12 protein-coding genes are annotated in these 13723 nt (G+C 63.2%); 7 read left to right on the top strand and 5 right to left on the bottom strand.

The genetic code is table 11. The features are described from left to right. Positions 1-76 precede the first annotated feature (76 nt). Positions 77-496 (top strand): hypothetical protein, encoded by a 420-nt coding sequence (locus BLP82_RS24105; RefSeq protein ID WP_060740501.1) that lies wholly within the window; start codon positions 77-79, stop codon positions 494-496. Between the two features lie 28 nt (positions 497-524). After that, positions 525-1418 carry a cation diffusion facilitator family transporter gene (locus BLP82_RS24100; protein WP_092173933.1) on the top strand — a complete coding sequence of 298 codons (894 nt, stop codon included), beginning with the start codon at positions 525-527 and terminating at the stop codon, positions 1416-1418. A gap of 184 nt (positions 1419-1602) precedes the next feature. On the opposite strand, the gene BLP82_RS24095 is transcribed toward BLP82_RS24100, so the two are convergent. Next, positions 1603-2610 carry a DUF6515 family protein gene (locus tag BLP82_RS24095; protein ID WP_092173930.1) on the bottom strand — a complete coding sequence of 336 codons (1008 nt, stop codon included), beginning with the start codon at positions 2608-2610 and terminating at the stop codon, positions 1603-1605. A gap of 414 nt (positions 2611-3024) precedes the next feature. On the opposite strand from BLP82_RS24095, the gene BLP82_RS24085 reads away from it, so the two are divergent. Next, the gene (locus BLP82_RS24085) at positions 3025-3504 is read left to right on the top strand and encodes an Lrp/AsnC family transcriptional regulator (RefSeq protein ID WP_003185723.1); all 480 of its coding nucleotides are present in this window, start codon (positions 3025-3027) and stop codon (positions 3502-3504) included. 241 nt (positions 3505-3745) lie between these two features. Continuing rightward, a complete protein-coding gene (locus tag BLP82_RS24080) occupies positions 3746-3955 on the top strand; it encodes a DUF2788 domain-containing protein (protein ID WP_003228500.1) in 210 nt (69 codons plus the stop codon). Here the strand turns inward: BLP82_RS24080 and BLP82_RS24075 are convergent. The 4 genes from BLP82_RS24075 to BLP82_RS24060 form a co-directional block, all read right to left on the bottom strand. Then, positions 3950-4516 (bottom strand): pseudouridine synthase, encoded by a 567-nt coding sequence (locus tag BLP82_RS24075; RefSeq protein WP_170842370.1) that lies wholly within the window; start codon positions 4514-4516, stop codon positions 3950-3952. The two genes, BLP82_RS24080 and BLP82_RS24075, sit on opposite strands and share 6 nt — an antisense overlap. 139 nt (positions 4517-4655) lie before the next feature. After that, positions 4656-6155, bottom strand: a complete 1500-nt coding sequence (amn, locus tag BLP82_RS24070; RefSeq protein ID WP_170842369.1) for an AMP nucleosidase — start codon at positions 6153-6155, stop codon at positions 4656-4658. 177 nt (positions 6156-6332) lie between these two features. Then, the gene (locus tag BLP82_RS24065) at positions 6333-7982 is read right to left on the bottom strand and encodes an acyl-CoA dehydrogenase family protein (protein WP_092173918.1); all 1650 of its coding nucleotides are present in this window, start codon (positions 7980-7982) and stop codon (positions 6333-6335) included. A gap of 71 nt (positions 7983-8053) precedes the next feature. Continuing rightward, a complete protein-coding gene (locus BLP82_RS24060) occupies positions 8054-10438 on the bottom strand; it encodes a hybrid sensor histidine kinase/response regulator (RefSeq protein WP_092173913.1) in 2385 nt (794 codons plus the stop codon). A gap of 408 nt (positions 10439-10846) precedes the next feature. Between BLP82_RS24060 and BLP82_RS24055 the strand changes: the two genes are divergently transcribed. From BLP82_RS24055 to hemL, 3 genes are read left to right on the top strand one after another with little or no spacing between them, the layout of a single operon-like run. Continuing rightward, positions 10847-11644 (top strand): hydroxymethylpyrimidine/phosphomethylpyrimidine kinase, encoded by a 798-nt coding sequence (locus BLP82_RS24055; RefSeq protein ID WP_060740495.1) that lies wholly within the window; start codon positions 10847-10849, stop codon positions 11642-11644. A 17-nt stretch (positions 11645-11661) separates the two neighbouring features. Continuing rightward, complete coding sequence (gene thiE / locus BLP82_RS24050; protein WP_060740494.1) at positions 11662-12288, top strand: thiamine phosphate synthase; 627 nt, start codon at positions 11662-11664, stop codon at positions 12286-12288. Between the two features lie 28 nt (positions 12289-12316). Further along, positions 12317-13600, top strand: coding sequence for a glutamate-1-semialdehyde 2,1-aminomutase (hemL, locus tag BLP82_RS24045; RefSeq protein WP_060740493.1), 1284 nt, complete (start codon positions 12317-12319; stop codon positions 13598-13600). The last annotated feature ends 123 nt before the right edge of the window (positions 13601-13723 follow it).

Raw genomic sequence — 13723 nt, 5'->3', positions numbered from 1 at the left:
GAGTATAACGGCGAACTGTTTAGCGTGGTCTGGACTCCAACCAGCAACGCCTCTACTACCTGTTCAGGAGATTGCTATGCGTATTCCCTTTCGCGTGATCGGTGGCGTGCTGGTCGCCTCCCTGCTGACTCAAATCAGCGCCTGTGGCTCGATCTTCTACCCGGACCGTCGCGGCCAGATCGACGGCAAGATCGACCCGGCCATCGCCGCCCTCGATGCCGTCGGCCTACTGTTCTACATCATCCCCGGCCTGATCGCCTTCGCCGTGGACTTTGCCACCGGCGCCATCTATTTCGAACCGGGCCGCAGCGTCCAGATCGAGCCAGAGAAACTCAAGCCAGCCATCAACCCCGACGGCACGGTCAATAACCAAAAACTGCAGGCGATCCTGGAACGCGAACTGGGCCGCAGCTTCCCACTGGACGATCCTCGACTGATCCAGCACAAGGGCAGCGCGCAGCAACTGGCCACCCTCGGTCTGAAACCGGCCGCATGACCGACGCCACTGAAGGAACGACCGCGCCATGACCACCAGCACCGAACACGCTCGCCTGCTGCGCCTGGCCACCCGGGCGTCGGTGGCCGTGGCGCTCACACTGGTGATCGCCAAGGCGCTGGCCTGGTGGCTCAGCGGTTCGGTGAGCATGCTCGCCGGCCTGACCGACTCGGCCCTGGACGGCGTTACGTCGCTGCTCAATCTGCTGGCGGTGCATTACGCCCTGCGCCCCGCCGACGATGACCATCGCTATGGTCATGGCAAGGCCGAATCCCTGGCCGGCATGGCCCAGGCGCTGTTTATCGGCGCCAGTGCGGTACTGATTGCCTTGCAGGCCTTCGAACGCCTGAAAACCCCGGTGCCGGTGGAGGCGCCCTGGCTCAGCGTCGGGGTGATCGTGTTTTCCCTGGGGCTGACCGTGGCGCTGCTGGCGTTGCAGCATCGGGTCATCCGCGCCACCGGCTCCAACGCCGTGCGCGCCGACTCGCTGCACTATCGCTCCGACCTGTTGCTCAACGGCAGCATCCTGATCGCGCTGGTACTGGCCGGGTTCGGTTGGTATCAACTCGACGCCTGGTTCGGCCTGGGGATCGCCGCGTATATCCTGTGGAGCGCCATCCAGATCGCCCGGGAAAGCTTCGCGGTGCTGATGGATGAAGAACTGCCGCCGGACGTCAGCCAGCGCATGCTGGAGCTGGCCTGCGCGGTGCCCGGCGTGCTTGGCGCCCATGACCTGCGTACACGGGTCTCCGGCAACCACTGGTTCGTGCAACTGCACCTGGAGTTGCCGGGGGACCTGACCCTGTCAGTGGCCCACGGCATCAGCGACCAGGCCGCCGATGCCATCCACCGCGCTTATCCGAAGGCCGAAGTGCTGGTGCATGCCGATCCGTCGGACGTGGTGAAGCACGCCAGCGCGTGATGCCGAACACAGAATGTGGCGAGGGGATTTATCCCCGCTGGGCTGCGCAGCAGCCCTGAAACCTCACCACTCGGTCTGCCAGACAGATCGAGGCGGCTGCTTTTTGGGACTGCTGCGCAGTCCAGCGGGGATAAATCCCCTCGCCACAGAAGCAGGTGTCCGACTCTGATTCAGCGATGAATACTCAGTACGTCACCTGATACCCTCGGCTGCTCAAGCAACTGCCCTGGGCCTGGCGATAGGTCTGCACCACTTCCGGTGCCGGCGGGTAGGTGTAGTTGCGCGGATCGAAGCCGCTCTGCTGCACCGCCCAGCGATAGCAGTCGTAGCCATCCTGATTGACCTGCTCGGGCGACTGGCCGTTGGCCGGATAGGCCACCACATCGAAACTGTTGCCTTGGGGTTGCGGCTGCGGGTTGGCGACCGGCGCATCGACCACGACATAATCCTGGGTGTTGGCTTCATAGATGTAATAGGCGCCGGCAGCGAGGAAGAACAGCGAACTGCCGATCCACACTTCCCGGGCGTAATCGGGCAGGTAACGGGTGCGGATGCCCCGCGGTGGCGCGACCACGACGTAACGCGGTCCTTGCGGGCGATACCAGTAGCCGCCCGAATAGAAATAGTCCTGGCCGCGATAGGGCACGCGGTAGTTGCGATCCGGGAAACGGTCGATCACATAACCCGGACGGTATTGCGGCCCCGGGCCCCACCCGTTGCCATGCCCATCCGGCCGACCGGGCCAATGCTGGCCGGGACGACCGTCATGGTCTGGTCGCGGACCTGCGTTCGGATAGCCATCGTTGCGCCGAGGAATATCGCGGTAATACCCCGGTTGCGGTTCGCGGGTCTGGGTCACGCTGTCGGGCCGGCCCTGAATGGGCAAGTTGTTGCCGGGCGGCGGCTGCGGCGGACGACCGTGAGCGTTAGGGTCCTGCGGTGGACGGTCGTAGCGTTGTCCACCCGGGTTCTGCGGCGTGACCTCGAACTGACGACTGTTGTCACCCCGAATGATTTCGTTGCTCTGCGGCCGCGGCTGGCCCGAGTAACCCTGGCCGTTGCCGCCGCGCCCGTCCTGCCCGCGACCGCCGTCCGGGCCGCCACGGTTTTGCTGATCGTCGGCCATTCCCTGCGCACTGACACTTGCCCACAACAGACCAACACCTGCCAAACGCCAGATGCGCGACTTCATGAAATTCCTCACAACGGTTCAGGGCCTGATGATAAGACTGGGAAAGCCCAGGCCGGTTCTGCGACAGATTATCAGCCACGAGGTTTATTTCGCAGGCATTAAAAAAGGGAGACCCGTCGGCCTCCCCTTGAGAATTTCGTCCGTGCTCGACGCTTATGACGTCGGCTCACCTCACGCCGTCTTCTGGACGGTGTGCAGCTCGGGGGTCTGCCAGTACCGGTGGGTACTGCGACCGCAGCCGGCCTGATTGGGCGGGCTGCACTGGACTGTTTGTCCGAGCAGTGATCTTGGTGGTAAGCATAAGCCTGGGGCGCCGACAGATGATTGCGAAGATTGCGGAAATAAACATCACTTGCGCAATTTTTAACCCCGGATAGATAATCCTCCGCAATTATCAAGATAAAGGCCCGACCGATGAGCAAACTCGACCGTTACGACCTGAGCATTCTGGCGGAATTGCAGCGCGATGCGCGCATCTCCAACCAGGAACTGGCCGAACGCATCGGCCTGTCGCCCTCCCCCTGCTCGCGGCGGGTCAAGCAGTTGGAGGATGACGGCTACATCACCCGCCAGGTCGCCCTGCTCGACCGCAAGCTACTGGGCCTGAGCCTGACGGCTTATGTGCTGATCGGCATGGACCGCCACACACCCGAGCGTTTCGAGAACTTCGAAGCCGCCATCCGCAACCTGCCGCAAGTGCTGGAGTGCAGCCTGGTCACCGGCATGGACGCGGACTACCAGCTCAAGGTGGTGGTGCCGGACATGGACCATTACCAGAAACTGCTGTTGGGGCACCTGACCCGGATCGATGGCGTCACCAGCGTGCGCTCCAGCTTTGTGCTGAACCAGGTGCTCAACAGCACCGAACTGCCGTTGACTCACCTGCGCAGCTGAGAACGCCATTCAGATCGTTCCCACGCTCCGCGTGGTAACGCCTCTACGGACGCTCCGCGTTCGGCTCTTGGGGACGCAGAGCGTCCCGGGGCTGCATTCCCACGCGGAGCGTGGGAACGATCCAGAGTACTTGCCGGGCGATGAATAGCTGCGACACACCGCCGCAGGCCAATCCCCCGTCGTTCCCCCATGCCGTATACTCGCCGCGCCTTTTCAATCCCGCCCACGCCGGAGTTTCCTGATGGATCCTGCTGTTTTCGAAGAGTGGATGATGACCGGCCTGGTCAGCATCCTGATCATTTTCATGGGCTTCATCGTCTGGGACCTGGCGAAGAAGTCCAAGGCCGGGCGCTTCGGCTCGTTCATCCTGTTTTTCGTGTTGGGCCTCGGCGTGGCCGCGTTCATCATCAAGAGCGTAGTGATCGGCCTGATCGAATCAGGCGCGTTATAAGCGCGCCGGGACTTCTTGCCACTGGCCCTGATCGAGCCCTTCGATCGTCCAGTCACCGATCCTGACCCGCACCAGGCGCAGTGTCGGCAAGCCTACCGCGGCGGTCATGCGCCGTACCTGGCGGTTGCGCCCTTCGCGAATCACCAGCTCCAGCCAACTCGTGGGCACGCTTTTACGAAAACGCACCGGCGGGTTGCGCGGCCATAACTGCGGCTCGTCCAACTGGCGCGCCTCGGCCGGCAAGGTCATGCCGTCGTTCAATTCCACCCCATCGCACAAACGCTGCAACTGTTCGGCATTCGGTTCGCCTTCCACCTGCACCCAATAAGTCTTGGCCAGCTTGTGTTTGGGGTCGGCAATACGCGCCTGCAATTGCCCATCGTTGGTCAGCAACAACAAACCTTCGCTGTCGCGATCCAGCCGCCCGGCCGGGTAGATGCCCGGTACGTCGATAAAATCCTTGAGCGTCGCCCGCCCCTCACCGTCGCTGAATTGCGTCAGCACGTCGAAGGGTTTGTTGAACAGGATCAGCTTTGGCTCGGCTGGCGGAGCCTTGGCCACACGGCGCGGCGCAGCGGCGGGAAGCTTCGCGCCAGGGCGACGGGAAGCAGGGCGTGGAGGACGGGGCATGGCGAATACAACATCTAACGGTCGGGGCCGACCATGCTAGTGGCCCGACCGTCAAATGACCACCATCCGATCAGCGGAACGGCGGCTCGTCGAAGCTGCGCAGTTTGCGCGAATGCAACGAGTTGAGTTCGGTGCGCAACAGGTCCAGCGCCTCGATGCCGATCTTCAGGTGCTGGTTGACCGCTCGCTCATAGAACGCGTTGGCCGAGCCCGGCAGCTTGATTTCGCTATGCAGTGGCTTGTCCGAAACGCACAGCAACGTGCCATAGGGCACTCGCAGGCGATAACCCTGGGCAGCGATGGTACCGCTCTCCATATCTACCGCCACGGCGCGAGACAGGTTGATCAGCGGACGTTCCTGGGCCCAGCGCAGTTCCCAGTTGCGATCGTCATAAGTCAGCACGGTGCCGGTGCGCAGGCGCTTTTTCAGCTCATCGCCCTTCTCGCCGGTGATGTTCGCTGCCGCCTGCTGAAGCGCCATCTGCACTTCGGCCAAGGCTGGAATCGGGATGTTCGGCGGCACCACCCGGTCGAGAATGCCATCGCGACGCATATAGGCGTGGGCCAGCACGTAGTCACCAATGGTCTGGGACTGCCGCAGCCCGCCGCAGTGGCCGATCATCAACCAGCAATGCGGGCGCAGCACAGCCAGGTGGTCGGTGATGTTCTTGGCGTTGGACGGGCCGACGCCGATGTTCACCAGCGTCACGCCATGGCCATCGTTGCTCTGCAGGTGATAAGCCGGCATCTGGTAACGGTGCCAGACCACGCCGGCAGCGATGGCCGACGCTTCGCCATGGTCTATGTTCTTGTCGATGATCACGTTGCCCGGCAGGACCATGCGCACAAAGCGCGGGTCGCTGCGCAACTGCTCCAGGCCATGGACGATGAACTGGTCGACATAGCGGTGGTAGTTGGTCAGCAGGATCCACGGCTGCACATGGCGCCAGTCGCTGCCGGTGTAATGCACCAATCGGCGCAGGGAGAAATCCACGCGGGCGGCGTCGAACAGCGCCAGGGGCAGCGGGTCGGTGTTTTCCCAGTCATAGAGGCCGTCGGCGATACCATCGGTGGCGGCCGACAGGTCGGTGCTGGGGAATACCCGCGCCAGTACGGCGGCGGTCACACCGGAGCCGGCCAGTTCGTCGCCCTGCTCCACCACGTACGGATATGGGATGTTCTGCTCGCTGACGCCCACTTCCACGGTGACGGTAAAGTCGTGCATCAGCGGGACCAGCTGCTCCAGCAGGTATTTACGGAACGCGGCGGGATGGGTGACGGTGACGCTGTAGGTGCCCGGCAACTGGACCTTGGCATAGGCCCGTGTGGTTTGCGGGACTTCGCCGTGGCAGTGATAGGTCAGGCGCAGGGCGGGATAGCGAAACAATGCACGCTGCTCGGCATCCGGTTCGATGCGGTCCTTGAGATAACGCATCAGCGCCTGGTTCAGCGCGGTGGTCGCACGCTCGTGCAGGGCCGCTAGACGATCCACGGCTTGTTCGGCGGTTTGAACGACAATAAACGCTTCGGTCACGATCAGCTTCCTGTGTTCTGACTTGCAGGCCTTCATCTTGCCTGCATCGCCGCCCGACGGGAACAGTGGCGTATTGAGTATTCTCGGCGTCATGAAAACCTGTGGGAGCGGGCTTGCCCGCGAAGGCGTCGGCACATCCAGCCTCTTCGGCGACTGACACACCGCTTTCGCGAGCAAGCCCGCTCCCACAGGACTTTGTGTTGGCCTTCTTGCCTAGAATCCGTGCGGGGTCGAGCGGGTAACGATGGCCTCGACATTCAAGCCCCGAGGCAGGGCACCGTACGCCCGGCCGGTCGAACCCAGGCGACTGGCGATGAAAGCATCGCTGACCCCACTGTTCCCCGCCTCCAGCAACAGCTTGGCTTGCAGGCCGACGGCGATGTCTTCGGTCAATTGCCGGGCGCGGTACTGGATGTCATCGGTGTCCTTGAACGCTGCCTGCAACTGGTGGATGTGGCCGGCCAGGCGCTTGTCGCCGTGGCCATCGCCCAGCTCGTTGAACAAGACCTCCAGCACACCCGGCTCCTTGGACAGGGCGCGCAACACATCGAGGCATTGCACATTGCCGGAGCCTTCCCACGTCGAGTTGACCGGTGCTTCACGGTACAGGCGCGGCAGGATGCTGTCTTCGACGTAGCCAGCGCCGCCCATGCATTCGGCGGCTTCGTTGATCATCGCGGGGGCGCGCTTGCAGATCCAGTACTTGCCCACCGCCGTCACCAGCCGGGCGAACTTGGCCTCGTGCTCGTCATTCAAATGGTCCAGCGCCCGGCCCATGCGCAGGCTCAGGGCCAGGGCGGCCTCGCTTTCCAACGCCAGGTCTGCCAGGACGTTCTGCATCAGCGGCTGTTCGCTCAACAGCTTGCCACCGACCTTGCGGTGCGCACAGTGATGGCTGGCCTGGGTCAATGCCTGGCGCATCAGGGCGCTGGAGCCGACCATGCAATCGAAGCGGGTCATGGCCACCATCTCGATGATCGTCGGCACGCCGCGGCCTTCTTCACCGACCATCCAGGCCAGTGCGCCACGGAACTCGACTTCGCTGGAGGCGTTGGAACAGTTACCCAGCTTGTTCTTCAAGCGCTGGATGTAGAACTGATTGCGCGTGTCGTCCGGGCGATGACGCGGCAGCAGGAAACAGGTCAGGCCCTTGTCGGTCTGGGCCAGGGTGAGGAAGGCGTCGCACATCGGTGCCGAACAGAACCACTTGTGTCCCACCAGCTCATAGGCCTGGCCCGGACCGCTGGCGCCCACCGGGTAGGCCTTGGTGGTGTTGGCCCGCACATCGGTGCCGCCCTGCTTTTCGGTCATCGCCATGCCCAGGGTCACACCGGCCTTGTGGGCCATGCCGACATTGCGCGGGTCGTACTCGGTGGCCAGCACCTTCGGCAGCCAGCGCTCGGCCAGATCCGGTTGCAGGCGCAGCGCCGGCACGCTGGCGAAGGTCATGGTCAACGGGCACCCCGTACCGGCTTCGGCCTGGCTGTGCAGATAGGTCATCGACGCCCGGGCGACATGTGCGCCGGGCTGTGGATGGGCCCAAGGCAAACTCGGCAGGCCATGCTCGACGGCGGTGCGCATCAACTGGTGATAAGCGGGATGGAATTCCACCAGATCGATGCGATGGCCGTAGCGGTCATGACTGGAAAAAACCGGTTTGTTCTGGTTGGCCAGGAAGCCCGCTTCCATCAACGGCCCGCCGGCCAGCGCCCCATACGCATCGATCCGCGCCTGCGCCCAGCCAGCCCCGAAGCGCTGCGACCACTGCTGCAACGGCAGGTCGATGCGGTACAGGTTGGCGCCATCCAGGGACGGCGGCTGATTGGTGACGTCGTGGGTTTCAGCGAACTGGTGCAGGTTCATGACAGGGCTCCTCGATCGGCCAGGGATTCAGTTAAGCACCGCCTCCAGGCCGAACAAAGTGTCATATACGCCTAAATATCGGCGCTTTCACCCTGCCTCGGGCAAAGCACCCGGCGCTGGAGCGTGGCCTGCAATGCCTCGAATTTCACCGGTTTGCTCAGGTAGTCGATCAACGCGCCCGAGGGACAGCGCTCCTGCCCCAGGTTCGGGCTGACCACCAGTACCGGCAGCTCTTCGCAGCCAGACAACGCGCGGATCTGGCAGCAGACCGACACACCGTCCAGCGGCGGCGACTGGCAATCGAGCAGCACCGCGTCAAAGCGCTCGCCGTGCAGCAGATCCAGCGCGGCGCGGCCACTGTCGGCGGTGCGCACCCGATAACCCAACTTGAGCAACATGCCACGCATGACCAACTGATCGATGTTGTTGTCATCCGCCAGCAGCACCGTGCAATCCTGGGGCTGGCGCGAGCCCTGGCGGCCACCGAAGGAAAACGGCGTCGGGACCGCCGCCGGCAAGGCCACGTCAAACTCCACGTCCAACTGGAACCGGCTGCCGCGACCGGGCTCGGAAGTGTGGGTCAGGCGCCCGCCCAGCAGCTCCACCAATTGCCGACAGATGGCCAGGCCCACGCCGAGACCGCCATATTCGCGGGTCATCGAGCCGTCGAGCTGGAAGAAGCGCTGGTACAAGGTCGCTTCCCCCAGGTCGGTAAAGCCGATCCCGGTGTCGATGACGGCAAAGGACAACACCAGCCGATCGAGCTCCGTCGGCCGACCGCTGACACGCAGCGCCAGGCCGCCCAACCGAGTGAACTTGATCGCGTTGTCCAGCAAGCATTCCAGGCATTGGGCCAGTTTGCCGCTGTCGCCGATCAACCGGTCCGCCAGGCCCGGGGACACGTCGACCTTGAAATCCAGGCCCTTGGCCGCGGCATTGGCACCGAACTGCACCTGCAGCGCATCGATCACCCCACGCAGGCTGAACGGTGCCGGATAGACCTTGAGCTTGCCGGCCTGCAACTCGGTGAGGGTGAGGATGCCATTGACCATGCGCATCATGTCCCGCGCCGAGCCGGCGGCAGTCTGTTGATACTGGGTCAGTTCCTCGTCCATTTCGACGGTTTCCATCAACTCCAGGGAACCGATCACGCCATTCATCGGCGTGCGCAGCTCGTGGGTCAAGGTGGCGAGGAATTCATCCTTGAGCTTGTTGCCGTGGGCCAGTTGCTGGTTGAGTACTTCGAGTTTCTGCCCGGCGTCCAACAGGGTCTGGGCCTGCTGTTCGCGCATGGCATTGATGCGATCGGCCAGGGCCAGGGACAACAGCGCCACCTCGATGGCCGAGCCGATCTGGCTGGCGTACATGGTCAGGAAAACGTTCGGCAGGTAGCCCAGCACCATCAAGGTATTGATGATGCCCCCCAGCAGAAACGCCGACCAGGCAATGATGAAATAGCGCGCCACCCGCAGGCCACGCCACCAGGCGAACAACCCCGCGGCAAAGATCGCCACCGTGAACACCAGCGCCAACGCCGTCGCCAGGCGCAGGGCCAGGGCATAGCTGGTCATCAGCGACAGGCTGATGACCACGGCGCTGTAGCCGATCAGTGCCAGCAGCATGCGGTCCATCCAGCGGCCATGCTGGGCGGTTTGCAGGAAGCTGCGGGCGAACTGGCTGCCAAACAGACCCGCGCAGCCGATGAAGAACGGCGTCGCGGCGTTGGTCCACCAGGGGTTGTCCGGCCAGAAGTACTCCACGGCGGCACCGTTGACCGACAACTGGTACAGGCCGAACGAGGCGATGTAGAAAATGTAATAGAGGTAGCTGGTATCGCGCACGCTCAGGTAGATGAACAGGTTGTACACCAGCATCCCCAACAGCACGCCATAGATGATGCCCAGCACATACAGGCGCACCGGCTGTTGCTCGAGGTACGCGGTGCTCGACCACAGCGTCAACGGCGCCTGGATCGAACCCTGGCTTTGCAGGCGCAAATAGACGGTCTGTTGCTGTTCGGGTTTGAACGCCAGGCTGAACAGGTAATTGTTCTGGCGGATCTCGCGGCTGGCGAACGGCAACGCATCACCGGTCTGGCGAACCAGGTGATAGGCCCCCGCCGCGTCGGGCAGGTACAAGTCGAGGTGGTCCAGCGGCGGGTATGCCAGCTCCAGCAGCCAGGTGCGCTGGGCGTCCGGATTGTCGGGGCGATAGTGCAGGTCGATTTTCAACCAGAAGGCTGATCGCGAGTAACCGGCGTTCAGCGTGGCTTTGTCGTGGGGCTTGAAAGCACCCGCTGCGGACTGGGCCAGGACCTCATCCAGGGTAGCCGTGCCGCCGGCGTCCTCGAACACTTGCAAGGCATGGCCCAAGGGTAGGCTTTGGGTGAATTCATCGAATTCCAGGGCACTTGCCAGAGGGGACAAGCACAGCAGTAACATCAGCAAATAGCGCATTTAAGCCCCAGCGTGGCCTGTCCGGTTGAGTCAGGAAGCCCCCCATTCCCTGAGTAGACGTAAAACCGGCATTACCTGTTATGTGTTGGATCCATCTCTAGCATAGCCGCTGATGGCCAATTTGCACCATTGAAATTTTTCCTACTGAAGGCTCTAGAACGGGCGTTTCAGAGCAAAGCATTGAGATAGAGCTGTTGCTTTGGTCAGGTTGGCATCGGACTGGACAAATGTGGCGAGGGAGTTCGCTCCCACGGGGTGTAGGAGCCTGTGATCTTTTGATCTTGATCTTTCACTCCTCGATTCAATTGGCAATGGAAAGATCGCAGCCTCGCTTCGCTCGACAGCTCCTACAGAGCTCCTACAAGGATCGTGCGCCCGATAATGGGTTTGGTGGTAAGCTCGCGCACCATGAATATCTACAGCTCTCGCCCCGTTGTCCTCTGTCTCTCCGGCCACGATCCCAGTGGGGGCGCCGGTTTGCAGGCAGATATCGAAGCCCTGCTCGCCCAGGGCTGTCATGCCGCCCCGGCCGTTACCGCATTGACCGTGCAAGACACCGTCAATGTCAGCGATTTCCGCGTGCTCGATCGCGAGTGGGTGCTGGCACAAGCCAATGCCGTACTCAACGATTCGCCGGTAGCGGCGGTCAAGCTGGGGATGCTCGGCTCACTGGAAATGGTCGACACGGTGGTCGAACTGCTCCAGGCCCACCCACATCTGCCGATGGTCTGCGACCCGGTGCTGCGCGCCGGCGGTGGCGGGCGCCTGGGCAAGGATGAAGTCGGCTACGCCATGCGCGAACGCCTGCTGCCCCTGGCCATCATCGCCACCCCCAACCTGCCTGAAGCACGCATCCTCGCCGAACTGCCCGAGGGCAGCGCCGACGAGTGCGCGGAAAAACTGCTGCCCTTCGTCAAACACCTGTTGATCACCGGCGGCCACGGCGACGAACATGAAGTCCATAATCGCCTGTACAGCCGCGATGGCCGCCGCGAAACCTTTACCTGCCAGCGCTTGCCCGGCAGCTACCACGGTTCCGGCTGCACCCTGGCCAGCGCCCTGGCCGGTCGGCTGGCCCAGGGCGAACAACTCGCCAGCGCCGTCAAGACAGCACTGGATTACACCTGGCGCACCTTGCGCGATGCCGAACAACTGGGCAAAGGCCAGTTCGTGCCGCGTCGCCTGCCGCTGGATTTCTGCTCGTAGCACCGGAGGCCTGTGGAATGAAATTACGTGGCCTGTACGCCATCACCGATAGCCAATTGCTGGCCGGCAAGTTCCTCGCTTATGTAGAAGCGGCGCTGGAAGGTGGCGTGACCCTGCTGCAATACCGCGACAAAAGCAGTGACGAAGCCCGCCGCCTGCGGGAGGCCGAAGCCCTGCGCAACCTGTGCGAGCGCTACAAGACCCAATTGATCATCAACGACGACGCCGAACTGGCCGCGCGCCTGGGCGTCGGTGTGCACCTGGGCCAGACCGATGGCCCGCTGGCGCCGGTGCGGGCGCTGCTCGGGCACAAGGCGATCGTCGGCTCCACCTGCCACGCCAGCCTGGCCCTGGCCGAACAGGCCGCCAGCGAAGGCGCCAGTTATGTCGCGTTCGGGCGCTTTTTCAACTCCAACACCAAGCCCGGCGCCCCCAGCGCAAACCTTGAACTGCTCGAACAGGCGCGCATCAAACTGCATATTCCGGTGTGCGCCATCGGCGGCATCACCTTGGAGAACGCCGCCCCGCTGGTGGCCCACGGGGTTGATCTGCTGGCGGTGGTCCACGGCCTGTTCGGCGCCGACAGCAGCGCTGAAGTGACGCGCCGCGCCCGCGCCTTCAACGAGCTGCTGCAGATCAAATAGTCCATTTTTCGTTTTCGAGAGCCCAACCATGTCCCGTTCCGAAACCCTGTTTGCCAACGCCCAGAAACACATTCCCGGCGGCGTGAACTCCCCCGTTCGTGCGTTCAAGAGCGTCGGCGGCACCCCACTGTTCTTCAAGCACGCCGAAGGCGCATACGTCACCGACGAAGACGACAAGCGCTATGTGGACTACGTCGGCTCCTGGGGCCCGATGATCCTCGGCCACAGCCATCCGGACGTGCTGGATGCGGTGCGCAAGCAATTGGTCCACGGCCTGTCCTACGGCGCCCCGACCGCGATGGAAACCGAGATGGCCGACCTGGTCTGCTCGATCGTGCCGTCGATGGAAATGGTGCGCATGGTCAGCTCCGGCACCGAGGCGACCATGAGTGCGATCCGCCTGGCGCGGGGCTACACCGGTCGCGACAGCATCATCAAGTTCGAAGGCTGCTACCACGGCCACTCCGACAGCCTGCTGGTCAAGGCCGGCTCCGGCGCACTGACCCAAGGCGTGCCGAGCTCGGCCGGCGTGCCGGCGGCGTTCGCCAAACACACCCTGACCCTGCCGTTCAATGACCTTGAAGAAGTCGAGAAGATGCTCGGCGAAGTCGGCCAGGAAGTGGCGTGCATCATTGTCGAGCCGGTGGCCGGCAACATGAACTGCGTGCCGCCGGCGCCGGGTTTCCTCGAAGGCCTGCGCAGCCTGTGCGACCAGCATGGCGTGGTGTTGATTTTCGATGAAGTGATGACCGGCTTCCGCGTCGCCCTCGGCGGCGCCCAGGCCCATTACGGCGTCACGCCGGACCTGAGCACCTTCGGCAAGATCATCGGCGGCGGCATGCCGGTCGGCTGTTTCGGCGGCAAGCGCGCCATCATGGAATGCATCGCACCGCTGGGCCCGGTTTACCAGGCCGGCACGCTGTCGGGCAACCCGTTGGCCATGGCCGCCGGCCTGACCACCCTGCGCCTGATCAGCCGCCCGGGCTTCCACGCCGAACTGACCGACTACACCACTCGCCTGCTCGACGGCCTGCAGATCCGCGCCGATGCGGCGGGTATCCCCTTCGTGACCACCCAGGCCGGCGGCATGTTTGGCCTGTATTTCAGCGGCGCCGATGACATCGTCACCTTCGAAGACGTCATGGCCAGCGATGCCGACCGCTTCAAGCGCTTCTTCCATCTGATGCTCGACGGCGGCGTGTACCTGGCCCCGAGTGCGTTCGAAGCCGGCTTCACCTCCATCGCCCATGGCGAGACCGAGCTGAAGATCACCCTCGATGCAGCCGAGCGGGCCTTCGCGGCACTGAAGTAAGCCTGTGGATAACTGACGCTGGCTGAAGCTGGCGTCAGTGATTACTGACAACCTCCCGCCCTTTTCCTACGTATTTATGCCCGAAGCTGCTATTAACATTCCCGTGCAGCAGAAAAACGAGTA

Source organism: Pseudomonas sp. NFACC37-1 (genome assembly GCF_900101575.1).
GTDB classification, from domain to species: Bacteria; Pseudomonadota; Gammaproteobacteria; order Pseudomonadales; family Pseudomonadaceae; genus Aquipseudomonas; species Aquipseudomonas fluorescens_AA.
The sequence above is the reverse complement of the archived record's forward strand: the minus strand, read 5'-3'. Positions and strand labels throughout refer to the sequence as shown.

Coding starts and splice junctions, on each gene's coding strand:
- BLP82_RS24060 (WP_092173913.1), bottom strand. CDS start 10,438: ATGCGCTATTTGCTGATGTTACTGCTGTGCTTGTCCCCTCTGGCAAGT.
- thiE (WP_060740494.1), top strand. CDS start 11,662: ATGAAATTACGTGGCCTGTACGCCATCACCGATAGCCAATTGCTGGCC.
- BLP82_RS24065 (WP_092173918.1), bottom strand. CDS start 7,982: ATGAACCTGCACCAGTTCGCTGAAACCCACGACGTCACCAATCAGCCG.
- hemL (WP_060740493.1), top strand. CDS start 12,317: ATGTCCCGTTCCGAAACCCTGTTTGCCAACGCCCAGAAACACATTCCC.
- BLP82_RS24100 (WP_092173933.1), top strand. CDS start 525: ATGACCACCAGCACCGAACACGCTCGCCTGCTGCGCCTGGCCACCCGG.
- amn (WP_170842369.1), bottom strand. CDS start 6,155: ATGAAGGCCTGCAAGTCAGAACACAGGAAGCTGATCGTGACCGAAGCG.
- BLP82_RS24085 (WP_003185723.1), top strand. CDS start 3,025: ATGAGCAAACTCGACCGTTACGACCTGAGCATTCTGGCGGAATTGCAG.
- BLP82_RS24095 (WP_092173930.1), bottom strand. CDS start 2,610: ATGAAGTCGCGCATCTGGCGTTTGGCAGGTGTTGGTCTGTTGTGGGCA.
- BLP82_RS24080 (WP_003228500.1), top strand. CDS start 3,746: ATGGATCCTGCTGTTTTCGAAGAGTGGATGATGACCGGCCTGGTCAGC.
- BLP82_RS24055 (WP_060740495.1), top strand. CDS start 10,847: ATGAATATCTACAGCTCTCGCCCCGTTGTCCTCTGTCTCTCCGGCCAC.
- BLP82_RS24105 (WP_060740501.1), top strand. CDS start 77: ATGCGTATTCCCTTTCGCGTGATCGGTGGCGTGCTGGTCGCCTCCCTG.